We start from the raw sequence: 13,722 nt of genomic DNA on the forward strand, positions 1-13,722 counted from the left end.
CACTCGACGCGCCGCTGGGTGCGGTCGCTCACCCGTACTTCGCAGCGGGCGGGCGGGCGGATTGGTGGCGGATGATTCCTGATGCGTACGGGGCGGGGGCGGTCCGGCGTCAGGTGGGCAGGGCCATGAGGAGGAGGGGGGCGGTGGTGGGGCTGGGGGAGCCTCCGGCGGGTTCGAGGGTGAGGCCGACGGCGCCTGCGCCGGCAGTGTCCCCGTCGATGAGGACGGTGCCGTCCTGGTGGATGAACCCGGCCGGGCGCATGGTGCCGTCGTGGTCGAGCCAGAGCTGGTAGGTCCTGCCGGGTGCGGGCGCGGGCAGTCCGGCGGCGGTGAAGGCGGCCCTGTTCTGCCGCTCGGAGGCGACGACCGTGGTGGTCGCTCCGTTGCTCGCCCGGCCGTGGACCGCACGTGCGTCGGGTGCCGCCAGGACGGCGCTGACGTCGTCGAGCCGCTGCTGGGCCTGGATCGCACGCTGCCGGTACTGGTCGCTCTGCTGGTTCTGCCAGGCTGCCAGACCGGCGAACGAGGCGGCCGCGGCCACACTGGCGGCGAGGGCGAGGGGGACGGCCCGGCGTCGCAGCACACTGCCGAAGCCGGCGGTCGGCGCGCTGTCGGTGACCCGCGGCGGCAGTTGGCGGACGCCGTCGACGGCGGCCAGGACGTGCTGCTTCATCCCCGGGGGCGGGCTCTGTGCGGCGGAGTCGGCCAGGCGCGCGGCGGTGGCCTCGAACTCGGCCACCTGCTCGCGGCACGTCGGGCAGTGCGGCAGGTGGTCGGCGAACGCCCGGCGCTCGGCAGGGTCCAGGGCGTTGAGGGCGTAGGCGGCGGCGAGGGCGTGTACGTCGGAGTGGTGTTGTTTCATGTGGTCACCCCCATGCAGTCGCGGAGCCGGATCAGTCCGTCGCGCATGCGTGTCTTGATGGTCGGAAGCGGTGTGCGCAGGGCTTCTGCGACCTCACGGTAGGTCAGGCCGCGGTAGTAGGCCAGGGTCACGGCCTGGCGCTGTAGTTCGGTCAGGCCGCGCAGGCAGCGGCGCACCTGTTCGCTCTCCAGGCGGGTCTCGACCTGCTCGGAGACCTCGTCGAAGGCCGTCTGGTGCTCGCGGGCGGCCTGGGCGTGTTCCCGGTCGGAGGACGCCTGGGCGGAGCGGACCCGGTCCACCGCCCGCCGGTGGGCGATCGTCCCCGCCCACGTGGTGACGGCGCCGGACTCGGGCCGGTAGCGGGCGGCCTGCCGCCACAGGTCGATCATGACCTCCTGCGCGACCTCCTCCGCCTGGTGCCGGTCGCGTACGACCCGGACGACGATCCCGAAGACCATGGGCGCGAGTGCGTCGTAGAGGGTGGAGAAGGCCTGTTTGTCGCCGTGGGCGACCTTGTCCATGACCTCGGCGAGGTCGCTGCGGCCGGCGTGACTCGCCCGGCCGGTACGACCCGGCCCGAACGGGAGGGGTTGGTTCACTGGTCGGACCCCGGCTGCGGCGACAGGGGGCTGGGGCTGGGGCAGCCGGTGCCGGCCGGCCGGGGTCGGGGTGTCCGTCGCATGGTGGTCCTTGTCCTCGTCCTGGTCCTGGGTCGTGCTCTCGGGTTCGGCGCGGTGCCTGTGGTGTGTCCGAGGTTTCTTCGTAGCGGACGCGCGTACGGATGGCCGGAAATTTGCCAAACGGATCAGATGAGCGGGTCGGCTGCGGCCCCTGATGTCCAGGGGCCGCAGCCGTCGTACTGCCCGGGCAGGCGCTACCACGTGTCGTGGCAGCTCCAGTGTCCGGGAACCCAGTGGTTCACCGGGTGTCCGGGCGCCCGGTGATCCTTCCCTTGGCCCTTGCTCCACCAGCCGTCGTGCCATGTGCCGTGGTGGTCGCGGTAGCCGTGGTGCCGGGTGCCGGCGTGCCACGTGCCGTCCCAGTGGCCCTTGGCCCACGTGCCGGTGACCCAGTGGCCCTCGGCCCACGTGCACCGGTCGTGGTGGCGACGGTGGTGCCGGTCGTCCCGGTCGTGACCGCGGTCGCGGTCCCGGTCGCTGGTGAGCGTGGGGTTCGGCGTGGCCGGCGCCGCCGTGGCGGCGCTCGCCGTACCGGACAGGCCCAGCAGCGGGCCACCGGCCAGCAGCCCTGCGGACACGACTCCGACGACCAGGCGCTTCTTGTGTGGTGAGGCGGTCATCGGGTTCACCTCCTGCCTTTCGTAGGGTTCGTCAAGCATGCGGTTTCACCTGCTCCTTCACCGTCTGGAGCGTCACCACCTATTCGTGATGAACGGGGTGAAGGATTGGCAAGACACTCAAACCGTCATGTCTCTCTCCCTTCGGAGTGCGTGCAGTGAACCCTGTCGCCCCTGCGCGGACCACCGTGCGCCGTGCGGCACCGGCTGCCGTGTCGGGTGCGCTACCTGAGCAGCGGCCGCTCCTCCCGGCTCCCCGAGCCGTCGGTCCGGCCCGACTGCCCTGGCCGGACCCCCTCGTCCCCCGTCTGACGGCCGGACTCCTGCCCCGGCCCGCGCCCCGCCCCCTCGTGACCCGACCGGACCGGACCGTCACCGCTGCCGGTGCCCTTGCCCGTCGCCTTGCCGGTCCCGGAGCCCTGGCCGGAGCCCTGGCCGGAGCCCTGGCCGGAGCCCTGGCCGGAGCTTTGGCCGGAGCTTTGGCCGGATCCCGTGCTCGCCTCCTCCCCCGAGCCCTGGACCGGTGCCTGGCCCGTGCCGCCGCCCGCGTCCTGCTGGGGCGCCTTGCCGGTTCCCGTGCCGCGGCCGGACCCTTCGACCCCGCCCTGGTCGTCGCGCCGGCCCGCACCCTGGCCCGGTACCTCGCCGGTGCCAGGGCCGGATTCCCTCCCGGGAGCCTGGCCCGTGTCGGCGCCCGGACCCCCATCCGTCTGCCGTCCTGGCTTCTTGCCGCCGCCGTCGCCGTCGCCCCGGCCGGCCCCTTCGCGCGTCTGCTGACCCGGCGCCCTGCCCGGCTCCTGGCCAGAGCTCTGGCCCGGTGTCTGGCCCGTACTCGTGTCGTGCCCACGGCCGTCCTTCCCGCCTCCGCCCTGGCCGGCCTCCCGGCCCGAGCCCTCACCGGTCTCCCGGCCGGGGCCGCCCTCGTCCGGCTTTCCACCGGGCTCGTGCTCCGGGTCCTTCGCCCTTGACTTCTGCTCCGGCGCGCCGGGGGCGTGGTCCTGGCCTCTGCCCGGCTCCTGCGCCGGGTCCTTCCGCGGTGTCCGGTCCGCGCCCCGTGGCTTCGCAGGCGTGTCCGGCGCCTCGGTCGCGCCCTGCTCCCCGTGCCCCTCGCGGCCCGGGTCCTGAGCCGGGTCCGGCTTGCGACCCGGTGCGACACCCGGCGCCGGGTCCGGCACTTCGGGATTCCGCTGACGCGTCTGCGCGTCGTGTCCGGTCCGGACCGATCCCTGGCGGGCCGGTGGCAGAGCCGGGTACGGCGAGCCGGACGGGCGGCCCGGCGGCGGCTCGACCTCGCGGTCGGACCGCGCCCGCACGAGGCCGCTCGGGCGCTCGAACCACGCCTTGCGGTCCCGATCGAAGACCGTGACGGCCTTCACCGGTTTCGCGGCAGGCTTGACCGCGACCAGTTCGGCGGACCGGAACGAGGACCACTCCCCACCGCTGAGCCTGGCCTTCCCCGGGACCGCAACCGGTGGCGTCAAGGGGTTGCCGCACGCGCACCGGACCCGCGGCACACCGCGCCCGTCGACCAGCACGGACGTACCGGCCTGCAGGATCGCCTGGTAGCCGGTCGGCGCGCTGTTGCGGTACCCGTGGTTGGTGACCCGGGTGTCCCAGCCCAGCCGGACCGGTGTGAGCGACCGCAAGTATGCGGGGATCCCGGCCCGGCGGACGCCGAGCGCGGCGGCGAAGGCGTTCCCCTTCTCCGCGTGCTCCGTGAGGAACGTGATCTGCTTCTCCACGTCACAGCTCGCGACGTTCCGGGTGCCCCCGTAGAGACCGGGGTGACCGCCGTCGACCTCCAGGGTGCGCCCGCCGCCCGTATCGCCCCGCGGCGCGCCGGTATGCGCGGCCGGCACGGCGGCCCGGTTCGTCTCGGTGGCCGTCGACGGTGTGAACGGATCGGGCCCGGCGGCCGAGGCGGCCTCCAGGAACACTTCGCCGCCGGCGGCGGTGTTGCCGCCGAGCGCGGTGAAGCCGAGGACGACCGCCGAGACCACCACCGCCGCCGTGCTCGCACTGACCGCCGCCCTGCGGGACCGCCAGCGGTGTTCCGGCCGCCGCGCTCCGTCGGCGGGTGGCAAGGACGGCGCGGACGGGTGGGAGGGGGGCGGCGGCGGGGGCAGTGGTGGCGGAGCCTCGGACGCCGGCGGGGCCTGGGGTCGCGGCCCCCTGCCCGAGAGCGGACCGGGCGGCGGCCCCGAGGGGTGCCCGGAGGAGGACAGGGAACTCATGACCTTCGCCCCCTGACACGGGGCCCGCGGAAACCGTTGGTGGCTTTCATGCGCTCGCTCCTTCTGGCCGTCGACTCCTCCACATCCCGGAGGGGAACACCTCAACCGGTGGCACCGATGGGGTCACGCAGCGGGCGTGAACCGTGCCTCGAGTAAGCCCCCCGATGCCCGGCCGCGTCATGTCGCGACCATTCGGGACTTGACAGAGCCCTGCTGCAGACCGCTTCCACGCCCGGGTGCGCCGCCGGGCGGGGGTCGGGAACCACCGGCCGGATGACGCCGGACATTGACAGCCAAAAGTGTGAGTGGTTTATTACACACATGAACACGGAACGACGACGCCAGCTCTCCTCGGCCGAGGAGCGCCGCGAGACCGTCCTGCGGACGGCGGTCGGAGCCTTCGCGGCCCGCGGCTACTTCGGCACGACGACGACCGAAGTGGCCAAGGCCGCGGGAATCTCCCAGGCCTACGTCTACCGGCTGTTCCCGAACAAGGAGGCGCTCTTCACCGCGGTCGTCGAGCACTGCTTCACCCGGGTGCGGACCAGCCTCGAAGAGGGCGCCGCGCAGGCCCGGGGCAGCAGCCCCGAGGCGGTCCTGCACACCATGGGCGACACGTACGCCCACCTGATCGCCGACAAGGACCTGCTGCTCGTCCTGACCCACGCCCAGGCGGCGGCCGTGTCCGAGGTCGCCGTACGCGGGGCCGTGCGGGCCGGGTACGCCCGCATGGTCGAGTACGTGCGGGGCGCGTCCGGCGCGACAGAGGCGGACGTCCAGCAGTTCTTCGCGACGGGAATGCTCTGCCACCTCCTCGTATCGCTGGATGCGCACGAGGTGGACGCACCCTGGTCCCGGACGCTCTCGGCCGGCATCCGGCACTACTGACAGGCGACGACCGCCGGGCGGACCATGCGGTCCGCCCCGCTTTCGAACCAAACAGTGAGTGGTTAACCACACACAGGAGATCGCGCATGCACGCCCCACCGTCCGACCAAAAGACCACCGGGACCACCGGGACCACCGGGACCACCCTCGCGACGCTGGCCGCGGCCCAGTTCGCCGTCACCCTCAGCACCTCCATCGTCAACGTCGCCCTCCCTGCCGTGCGCGACGGGATCGGTCTGTCGGACACAGGCCTGTCATGGGTCGTCAACGCCTACGGCCTGGCCTTCGGGGCCCTGCTCCTGCTCGGCGGCCGAGCGGCCGACCTCCTGGGGCGGCGCCGCGTGCTGGCGGCCGGCCTCGCGCTCTTCTCCGCGGCGGCCGTCGCCGCCGGGCTGGCGAGCACCCCCTGGATGCTCATCGCCGCCCGTACGGCCCAGGGCGCCGGTGCGGCTGCGATCGCCCCCGCGGCGCTCTCGCTGACCATGCGACTCCATCCGCCCGGGCCGGCCCGCGCCAAGGCCCTCGGTGTCTGGGGTGCCGTGTCCGGTGCGGGCGGAGCGGCCGGAGTCCTGCTCGGCGGAGTCCTCACCCAAGGCCCCGGCTGGCCCTGGGTGTTCCACGCCTCCGGCATCGGCGCGGGGGCGGTCCTGGCAGCGACCCTGCGCCTCGTCCCCGCCGACCCGAAGGAGGCAGGCGGGCCCCGTCCGCGGCTCGACCTGGCCGGGTCCCTCACCGCCACGGCCGGCCTGGTCTCGCTCGTGTACGGGCTCACCGCCGCGGGCCGCGCCGGCTGGACCGACCCTCTGGTATTCGGCCCCCTCGGTGCGGCGGCGGCCCTGCTCGCCCTCTTCGCGCTGGTCGAACGCCGCCACCCGGCACCCCTCCTGCCGCCCGGACTCCTGACCCGGGGAGCCGTGGCTCCGGCCAACCTCGTCATGGCGCTGCTCGGCGCGGTCTGGGTGGGCTTGTTCTTCTTCCTCCCCCTCTACCAGCAGCAGGTCCTCGGCGCCGGCCCGCTGGAAGCGGGACTCTCCCAACTGCCGCTGGCGGCGGCGAACATGCTCGGGTCCGGCCTGGCACCCGTACTCGCCCGGCGCATCGGCCCGCACCGGACCCTGCTCGCGGGGCTGGCGACCCAGGCCGCCGGATTCCTGTGGCTGGCCAGGATCCCGGCCGACGGCACCTTCCTCATCCACCTCCTGGGCCCGGTGCTCCTGATCGGGGTCGGCCTCGGCGTGGCCTTCGTCCAGCTCACCGGCTCGGCCGTGAGCGGGGTGGAGCCCTCCGATGCGGGACTGGCCGGCGGCCTGGTCAACACCACCCGCCAGATCGGCGGCGCCGTGGGCCTCGCCGTACTGGGCACCCTCGCCGCCGCCCGCACCGCGTCCGCCCCGCCCGGCCTGCCGCACGCCGCGGCCCTCACCGAGGGATACCGCGCCGCCTTCCTCCTCTCGGCCGCCGTGCTGGCCCTCGGAGCGACCCTCACCCCGCTCCTCGCCCGCGGAACCCGGCGCGCGCCGGAGTCCGTCCCCACTCCCCCACCGTTCGCCGCCCCCTGCCCGTCCCACCGAACCCACCGAACCCACCGAACCCGCTGATCAGCTGATCGCGCCATCGAAGGAGCACCTCATGACCACGCACCCCACCGCCGTCGACGCCGAGGCCCCGGTCGTCGTCCGCCTCGAGACCACCGTGCGCGCCCCGCTCGCCACCGTCTGGGACCTGCACACCGACGTCGCCGCCTGGGCCGACTGGAACGAGGGCGTCGACCGTGTGGAATACGCCGGTCCGCTCGCCCCCGGCTCCTCCTTCCGCTGGCTCACCCACGGCCTGGACATCACCTCCACCGTCCACCAGGTCGTCCCCGGCGAGCGGATCGTCTGGGGCGGTCCGGCGCACGGCATCGACGGCATCCACGTCTGGACGTTCCAGGAGACGGCGCAGAACACGGTGACGGTGCGCACCGAGGAGTCCTGGAGCGGCGAGCCCGTGGAGGCACGGCCCGCGGAGCTGCAAGAGGTGCTGCGGCAGTCGCTGGAAGCCTGGCTCGCCGCCCTGAAGGCCCGCGCCGAGACGGCTGCCGGGACCGGACGCGTCTGACCGGACGGTGCCGACCGCCCGCGAAGCCCCACACCCGCACCGCCGCCCGCCCCCCTCTTGCCGCCATCGTCGAAAAGGTCCAGGACATCGTTATGAGCAGCCCCGCCAAGCCCTACCTGACCGGCCACTACACCCCCGTGGCCGACGAGATCACCGCCACCGGCCTCACCGTCGAGGGCGCCATTCCGCCCGAGCTGACCGGCCGGCTCATCCGCAACAGCCACAACCCCAAGCCCGGTGTCACCCCCACCCACTGGTTCAAGGGCAGCGGCATGGTCCACGGCATCCGCCTGCGGGACGGCCGCGCCGAGTGGTACCGCAACCGCTGGGTCCACACCCCCGCCCTCGACGGCGCCCCCTACATGACCGAGAAGGGCCCCGACCTCACCGCCAGCACGGCGGGCACCCATGTCATCGAGCACGCCGGCCGGCTCCTCGCCCTGAGCGAAGCGGCGTTGCCCTTCGAGCTGACGGCGGATCTGGAAACCGTCGGGGCCTACGACTTCGAGGGCAGGCTGACCTCGGCGATGACCGCCCACCCCAAGGAGGATCCGGTCACCGGCGAGCTCCACTTCTTCGCCTCCTCCCCCTTCCCCCCGTACCTGGTCCACCACGTCGCCTCCGCCGACGGGAAGGTGCTGGAGAGCCAGGAGGTCCCGGGCGCGAGTGCGGCACTCAAGCACGATTTTGCGATCACCGAGCACTACGTGGTGTTCCTCGAAGGCTCGGTGACCTTCGACCCGGCCGAGCACTCGGGCATCCCGTACCGCTGGAACGACGAGCAGATCTGCCGGATCGGCGTCATGCCGCGCACCACGGCGGGCTCGGGCGGCCGGGCCCACGCGATCCGCTGGTTCGAGATCGGGCAGGGCTACGGCATGCACGTCGCCAACGCCTACGAGGACCCGTACGGGCGGATCGTCGTCGAGGGCCCCTCCGTGGGCCGGGACGGCTGGCAGCGCTCCTGGAACTGGTGGGTCGGTGCCGAGGACCGCGGGGCCGAGCCGAACTGCGGATCGCGTAGCACCCGCTGGACCGTCGACCTGGCGGCCGGATCAGTCAGGCAGGACGTGACCGACGACCTCACCGTGGAATTCCCGACCGTCAACGACGCCTTCCTCGGCATCGAACACCGCTACCAGTACGCCCTGGCCTTCCCCGACGACAGGGGGATCGACGCCCACACCCTCGTCAAGTACGACCGCACCACCGGCGCCCGACAACTGCTGCCGTTCGGGGCCGGCCGGCTCCCGAGCGAAGCCGTGTTCGTGCCCGCCGACGGCGCGAGCCCGTCGCAGGAGGACGCCGGGTACCTGCTGACGGTGGTCAGCGACGTCAGGGCGAACGCCTCTCAGCTGCTCGTGCTGGACGCCTCCGACCTGACCCTCCCGCCGGTGGCCACCGTCCACCTGCCACGCCGTGTCCCGGCCATGATCCACGGCTCCTGGATCCCCGACGCCGCCTGATCCCGCCCCTCGGGCAGGCGGCTCCTTACCAAGCCCCGAACGCGCGACCCCGCGCGCTCGGGGCGCGCGGCCGCTCGGGCCCCTGCGGGCCACTCCCCCGACGCCCGCGGGGGTGAGCCGCGTCTCACCTGTGGACCACCGCTTGTCTATGCAACAAATTGCATAGCAGGATCGAAGCATGGCGCTCGAACACGCGATCCTCGTCTCCCTGCTGGAGAAGCCGGGTTCCGGCTATGAGCTGGCCCGCAGGTTCGAACGGTCGATCGGTTACTTCTGGACCGCGACGCACCAGCAGATCTACCGCGTGCTCAAGCGCATGGAGAACGACGGGATGCTGGCCGTCCGTACGGTCCCGCAGCAAGGCCGTCCCGACAAGAAGGAATATTCGGCCGCGGCCCCCGGCCGGACCGCGCTCGCGCGGTGGCTGCACGAGCCAATCGAACCGGAGAGCCTGCGGCACGATCTCGCCGTGAAGATCCGCGGAGCGGCCTTCGACGACCCGGCCGCCCTCATCCACGAGGTCGAACGGCACCAGCAGGCCCACCGGGACCGTCTCGCCCGCTACCTCGCCGGCGAACTGCGCGACTTCACCGGCCCCGACGCCCCCGCACCGCTCGACCCCGGTCAGGAACTCCAGCACGTCGTACTGCGCGGGGGGATCGCGCAGGAGCGGATGACGATCGCCTGGCTCGACGACGTCCTGAGCACCCTCCACCGGCTCAGCCGGCCGGCACCGCCGCCCGCGACCGCCTGAGCGTACGGCCGTCCCGGGCCCGCCGTACGGTCCGGCGCCCCCTCCGCTCCCCTTCTCCTCCCTCCGCGCACCCGCGCGGACTTCGAACCCGACCCCTCGGAAGGTGATCCGCCGTGTCCGACCCCCTGCTGTTCCACCCGCACACCTACGACCCCGCCCACTTCGACCCGGAGACGCGCAGGCTGCTGCGCGCCACCGTCGACTGGTTCGAGGCCCGTGGCAAGCAGCGGATCATCGAGGACTACCGCACGCGTGCCTGGCTGGCCGACTTCCTCGCTTTCTCCGCCAAGGAAGGTCTCTTCGAGACCTTCCTGACCCCCGCCTCCGCCGCCGGTGAGGCGGAGCCGGACAAGCGCTGGGACACCGCACGGATCGCGGCCCTGAACGAGATCTTCGGCTTCTACGGCCTCGACTACTGGTACGCCTGGCAGGTCACCATCCTCGGCCTCGGCCCGGTGTGGCAGAGCGGCAACGCCGCCGCCCGCGAGCGTGCGGCGCGACTGCTGTCGGAGGGCGAGGTGTTCGCCTTCGGCCTGTCCGAGAAGACCCACGGCGCCGACATCTACTCCACCGACATGCTGCTGGAGCCCGACGGCGCCGGCGGCTTCCGCGCCACCGGCTCCAAGTACTACATCGGCAACGGCAACGCCGCCGGGCTCGTCTCGGTCTTCGGCCGCCGCACCGACGTCGAGGGGCCCGACGGGTACGTCTTCTTCGCCGCCGACAGCCGCCACCCGGCGTACCGGCTCGTGAAGAACGTCGTCGACTCCTCCAAGTACGTCAGCGAGTTCCGCCTGGAGGACTACCCGGTGGCGGCCGAGGACGTCCTGCACACCGGGCGTGCCGCCTTCGACGCGGCGCTCAACACCGTCAACGTCGGCAAGTTCAATCTCTGCACCGCCTCGATCGGCATCTGCGAGCACGCGATGTACGAGGCCGTCACACACGCGCACAACCGGATTCTGTACGGCCGGCCCGTCACCGCCTTCCCGCACGTGCGCCGGGAGCTGGCCGACGCCTACGTCCGCCTCGTCGGGATGAAGCTGTTCAGCGACCGCGCCGTCGACTACTTCCGCTCCGCCGGCCCCGACGACCGCCGTTACCTGCTCTTCAACCCGATGACCAAGATGAAGGTCACGACGGAGGGCGAGAAGGTCATCGACCTGATGTGGGACGTCATCGCCGCCAAGGGCTTCGAGAAGGACAACTACTTCGCCCAGGCGGCCGTCGAGATCCGCGGGCTGCCGAAGCTGGAGGGGACGGTCCATGTCAACCTCGCGCTGATCCTCAAGTTCATGCGCAACCACCTGCTGGAGCCTGCCGAGTACGCGCCCGTCCCCACGCGCCGGGACGCGGCCGACGACGGCTTCCTGTTCCGGCAGGGCCCGGCCCGCGGTCTGGGCTCCGTACGCTTCCACGACTGGCGCCCGGCGTACGACGCCTACGCCGCCGTGCCGAACGTCGCCCGCTTCCGCGAACAGGCCGACGCGCTGGCCGAGTTCGCCGCCACCATCGCGCCCGACGAGGCCCAGGGCCGCGACCTCGACTTCCTCCTCGCGGTGGGGCAGCTGTTCGCCCTGGTCGTGCACGGACAGCTGATCCTGGAGCAGGCCCGCCTCACGAACCTGGACGAGTCCGTGCTGGACGAGCTGTTCTCGGTGCTCGTGCGGGACTTCTCCCAGCACGCCGTCGAACTGCACGGCAAGGACTCCAGCACGCCGGAGCAGCAGGCCTGGGCCCTCGCCGCCGTCCGCCGCCCGGTCGTCGACGAGGCCCGCGCGGCCCGCGTCTGGGCCCGCGTCGAGGCCCTCTCCGGCGCCTACGAGATGGCGCGGTAGCGGCACCCCGCCGTCCCGGCGGTCCGGACCCCGACACCGTACGGGCCGACCGGGACCTCGCCCGCCACCAGGGCGGCCGCAGGCCGCGCGGGACCGGCCGTCCCGGCGGGACCCCCGCCGCCGCCCGCCGCGTAGGCTCGACCCCGTGCAAGCCTCTCGTCTCCACCGCGTCGCCGTCCTCGTCCTCGAAGGTGCGAAGCCGCTCGACGTCGGCATTCCGGCGCAGGTCTTCACGACCCGTGCGAGCATGCCGTACGAGGTACGGGTGTGCGGTGCGGCGCCCGGGCTGGTGGCCGGCGGCGACGGCCTGTCCTACCACGTGACGCACGGGCTCGACGCGCTGGCGTGGGCCGACGTCGTCTTCGTCCCCGGCTACCGCTTCCCGGACCGTGAGGACCCGCCCCGGCCGGTCCTCGACGCGCTGGTCGCCGCCCACGAGCGCGGGGCGCGGCTCGCCGCCATCTCGACGGGTGCGTTCGCGCTCGCCGCGACGGGCCTGCTCGACGGCAAGCGCGCCACGACGCACTGGCACTACGCCCGGGCCCTCGCGGCCAAGCACCCGCTGGTCCGGGTCGACGAGAACGTCCTGTTCGTCGACGAGGGCAGCGTCCTCACCTCGGCCGGCGCCGCCTCCGGCATCGACCTGTGCCTGCACATCCTGCGCGGCGACCTCGGGGTGGCGGCGTCCAACCACGCGGCACGCCGCCTGGTCGCCGCCCCGTACCGCAGCGGCGGCCAGGCCCAGTACGTTCCGCGCAGCGTGCCCGAGCCGCTCGGCGAGCGGTTCGCCGCCACGCGGGAGTGGGCGCTGATCCGGCTCGGGGAGCCCCTGACCCTGGAGTCGCTGGCCCGGCACGCCGGGGTGTCGCCCCGTACGTTCTCGCGGCGGTTCGCGGAGGACACCGGGTACACGCCGATGCAGTGGGTCATGCGCGCCCGCGTCGACGTGGCGCGTGAGCTGCTCGAACGCTCCCAGCGCGGCGTCGAGCAGATCGCCGATGACGTGGGCCTGGGCACGGGGGCGAACCTGCGGCTGCACTTCCAGCGGATCCTGGGCACCACCCCGACCGAGTACCGGCGCACCTTCACGAAGGGCGAATAGGCCGGTGGGAGGCGCGCAGGGGCCGTGAGGATCCCGCCACCCCCGTTGGCGAGATCCTTTTGAACAGTGGCGATCACGCCGCTGTCGTGGGTGGGCGCGGGCGGCGAACCTGATGGCGAACGAAAGGGACTCGCTCATGACTCGCATCGCCATCAACGGATTCGGCCGCATCGGACGCAACGTGCTGCGCGCGCTGCTCGAACGCGACAGCGACCTCGAGGTCGTCGCCGTCAACGACCTCACCGAGCCGAAGGCCCTCGCGCGGCTGCTGGCGTACGACAGCACCTCCGGCCGCCTCGGCCGCCCGGTGAGCGTCGACGGGAACACCCTGGTCGTCGACGGCCGCCGCATCACGGTGCTGGCCGAGCGCGAGCCGAAGCAGCTGCCGTGGGCCGAGCTGGGCATCGACATCGTGCTGGAGGCCACCGGCCGCTTCACCTCGGCCGACGCCGCCCGCGCCCACCTGGCGGCAGGAGCGAAGAAGGTCCTCGTCAGCGCGCCCTCGGACGGCGCCGACGTCACGCTGGCGTACGGCGTCAACACCGACGCCTACGACCCGGCCGTGCACACCATCGTCTCGAACGCGTCGTGCACCACCAACGCGCTGGCCCCGCTGGCCGCGGTCCTCGACGAGCTCGCGGGCATCGAGCACGGCTTCATGACGACGGTGCACGCCTACACGCAGGAGCAGAACCTGCAGGACGGTCCGCACCGCGACCCCCGCCGTGCCCGGGCCGCCGGCGTCAACATCGTCCCGACCTCGACGGGCGCCGCGAAGGCGATCGGCCTGGTGCTGCCGCAGCTCGACGGCAAGCTGTCGGGCGACTCGATCCGCGTGCCGGTCCCGGTCGGCTCCATCGTGGAGCTCAACACGACCGTGTCCCGCGAGGTGACCCGCGAGGAGATCCTGGAGGCCTACCGCGCCGCCGCCGCGGGGCCCCTGGCCGGTGTCCTGGAGTACTCCGACGACCCGCTGGTGTCCTCCGACATCACGGGCAACCCCGCGTCGTCGATCTTCGACTCGGAGCTCACCCGGGTCGACGGCCGCCACGTCAAGGTCGTCGCCTGGTACGACAACGAGTGGGGCTTCTCGAACCGCGTGATCGACACCCTCACGCTCCTGGCCGCGGGCTGAGCAGCAGCCCCGCCGTCAGTGACCCGCGCTCCGGCCGGCCCCTCGG

Annotated in this window: 13 protein-coding genes; 9 read left to right on the top strand and 4 right to left on the bottom strand. The window is 73.1% G+C overall.

The window, feature by feature from the left end:
* Positions 1-109: 109 nt before the first annotated feature.
* From AW27_RS00645 to AW27_RS00660, 4 genes are all read right to left on the bottom strand, one after another.
* On the bottom strand, positions 110-862 hold the full coding sequence (locus AW27_RS00645; protein WP_037917497.1) for an anti-sigma factor: 753 nt from the start codon (positions 860-862) through the stop codon (positions 110-112).
* A complete protein-coding gene (sigK, locus tag AW27_RS00650) occupies positions 859-1,461 on the bottom strand; it encodes an ECF RNA polymerase sigma factor SigK (RefSeq protein ID WP_037917494.1) in 603 nt (200 codons plus the stop codon). Before sigK ends, AW27_RS00645 begins: the two co-directional genes overlap by 4 nt.
* Before the next feature lie 275 nt (positions 1,462-1,736).
* Positions 1,737-2,201, bottom strand: coding sequence for a hypothetical protein (locus AW27_RS00655; protein WP_052030176.1), 465 nt, complete (start codon positions 2,199-2,201; stop codon positions 1,737-1,739).
* A 182-nt stretch (positions 2,202-2,383) separates the two neighbouring features.
* Complete coding sequence (locus tag AW27_RS00660) at positions 2,384-4,162, bottom strand: DUF6777 domain-containing protein (RefSeq protein ID WP_052030175.1); 1,779 nt, start codon at positions 4,160-4,162, stop codon at positions 2,384-2,386.
* 7 nt (positions 4,163-4,169) lie between these two features.
* Between AW27_RS00660 and AW27_RS00665 the strand changes: the two genes are divergently transcribed.
* The 9 genes from AW27_RS00665 (at position 4,170) to gap (ending at position 13,676) form a co-directional block, all read left to right on the top strand.
* Positions 4,170-4,409, top strand: coding sequence for a hypothetical protein (locus AW27_RS00665; protein ID WP_037917492.1), 240 nt, complete (start codon positions 4,170-4,172; stop codon positions 4,407-4,409).
* A gap of 305 nt (positions 4,410-4,714) precedes the next feature.
* A complete protein-coding gene (locus tag AW27_RS00670) occupies positions 4,715-5,281 on the top strand; it encodes a TetR/AcrR family transcriptional regulator (protein WP_037917491.1) in 567 nt (188 codons plus the stop codon).
* A gap of 86 nt (positions 5,282-5,367) precedes the next feature.
* Positions 5,368-6,879 (top strand): MFS transporter, encoded by a 1,512-nt coding sequence (locus AW27_RS00675; protein ID WP_052030174.1) that lies wholly within the window; start codon positions 5,368-5,370, stop codon positions 6,877-6,879.
* Positions 6,880-6,910: 31 nt separating this feature from the next.
* A complete protein-coding gene (locus tag AW27_RS00680; RefSeq protein WP_037917489.1) occupies positions 6,911-7,381 on the top strand; it encodes an SRPBCC family protein in 471 nt (156 codons plus the stop codon).
* 92 nt (positions 7,382-7,473) lie between these two features.
* Positions 7,474-8,847 carry a carotenoid oxygenase family protein gene (locus AW27_RS00685; RefSeq protein ID WP_037917487.1) on the top strand — a complete coding sequence of 458 codons (1,374 nt, stop codon included), beginning with the start codon at positions 7,474-7,476 and terminating at the stop codon, positions 8,845-8,847.
* Positions 8,848-9,025: 178 nt separating this feature from the next.
* Positions 9,026-9,601, top strand: a complete 576-nt coding sequence (locus AW27_RS00690; protein ID WP_037917485.1) for a PadR family transcriptional regulator — start codon at positions 9,026-9,028, stop codon at positions 9,599-9,601.
* A 113-nt stretch (positions 9,602-9,714) separates the two neighbouring features.
* Positions 9,715-11,439: an acyl-CoA dehydrogenase family protein gene (locus AW27_RS00695; protein WP_037917482.1), complete on the top strand. Its 1,725-nt coding sequence runs from the start codon at positions 9,715-9,717 to the stop codon at positions 11,437-11,439.
* Positions 11,440-11,584: 145 nt separating this feature from the next.
* Positions 11,585-12,541, top strand: a complete 957-nt coding sequence (locus tag AW27_RS00700) for a GlxA family transcriptional regulator (RefSeq protein ID WP_037917479.1) — start codon at positions 11,585-11,587, stop codon at positions 12,539-12,541.
* Between the two features lie 136 nt (positions 12,542-12,677).
* Positions 12,678-13,676, top strand: a complete 999-nt coding sequence (gene gap / locus AW27_RS00705) for a type I glyceraldehyde-3-phosphate dehydrogenase (protein ID WP_037917477.1) — start codon at positions 12,678-12,680, stop codon at positions 13,674-13,676.
* Positions 13,677-13,722 lie beyond the last annotated feature (46 nt).

The sequence above is a fragment of the Streptomyces sp. PCS3-D2 genome (assembly GCF_000612545.2).
GTDB lineage: Bacteria > Actinomycetota > Actinomycetes > Streptomycetales > Streptomycetaceae > Streptomyces.

Coding starts and splice junctions, on each gene's coding strand:
- AW27_RS00645 (WP_037917497.1), bottom strand. CDS start 862: ATGAAACAACACCACTCCGACGTACACGCCCTCGCCGCCGCCTACGCC.
- AW27_RS00655 (WP_052030176.1), bottom strand. CDS start 2,201: ATGCTTGACGAACCCTACGAAAGGCAGGAGGTGAACCCGATGACCGCC.
- AW27_RS00670 (WP_037917491.1), top strand. CDS start 4,715: ATGAACACGGAACGACGACGCCAGCTCTCCTCGGCCGAGGAGCGCCGC.
- AW27_RS00675 (WP_052030174.1), top strand. CDS start 5,368: ATGCACGCCCCACCGTCCGACCAAAAGACCACCGGGACCACCGGGACC.
- AW27_RS00680 (WP_037917489.1), top strand. CDS start 6,911: ATGACCACGCACCCCACCGCCGTCGACGCCGAGGCCCCGGTCGTCGTC.
- AW27_RS00685 (WP_037917487.1), top strand. CDS start 7,474: ATGAGCAGCCCCGCCAAGCCCTACCTGACCGGCCACTACACCCCCGTG.
- AW27_RS00690 (WP_037917485.1), top strand. CDS start 9,026: ATGGCGCTCGAACACGCGATCCTCGTCTCCCTGCTGGAGAAGCCGGGT.
- gap (WP_037917477.1), top strand. CDS start 12,678: ATGACTCGCATCGCCATCAACGGATTCGGCCGCATCGGACGCAACGTG.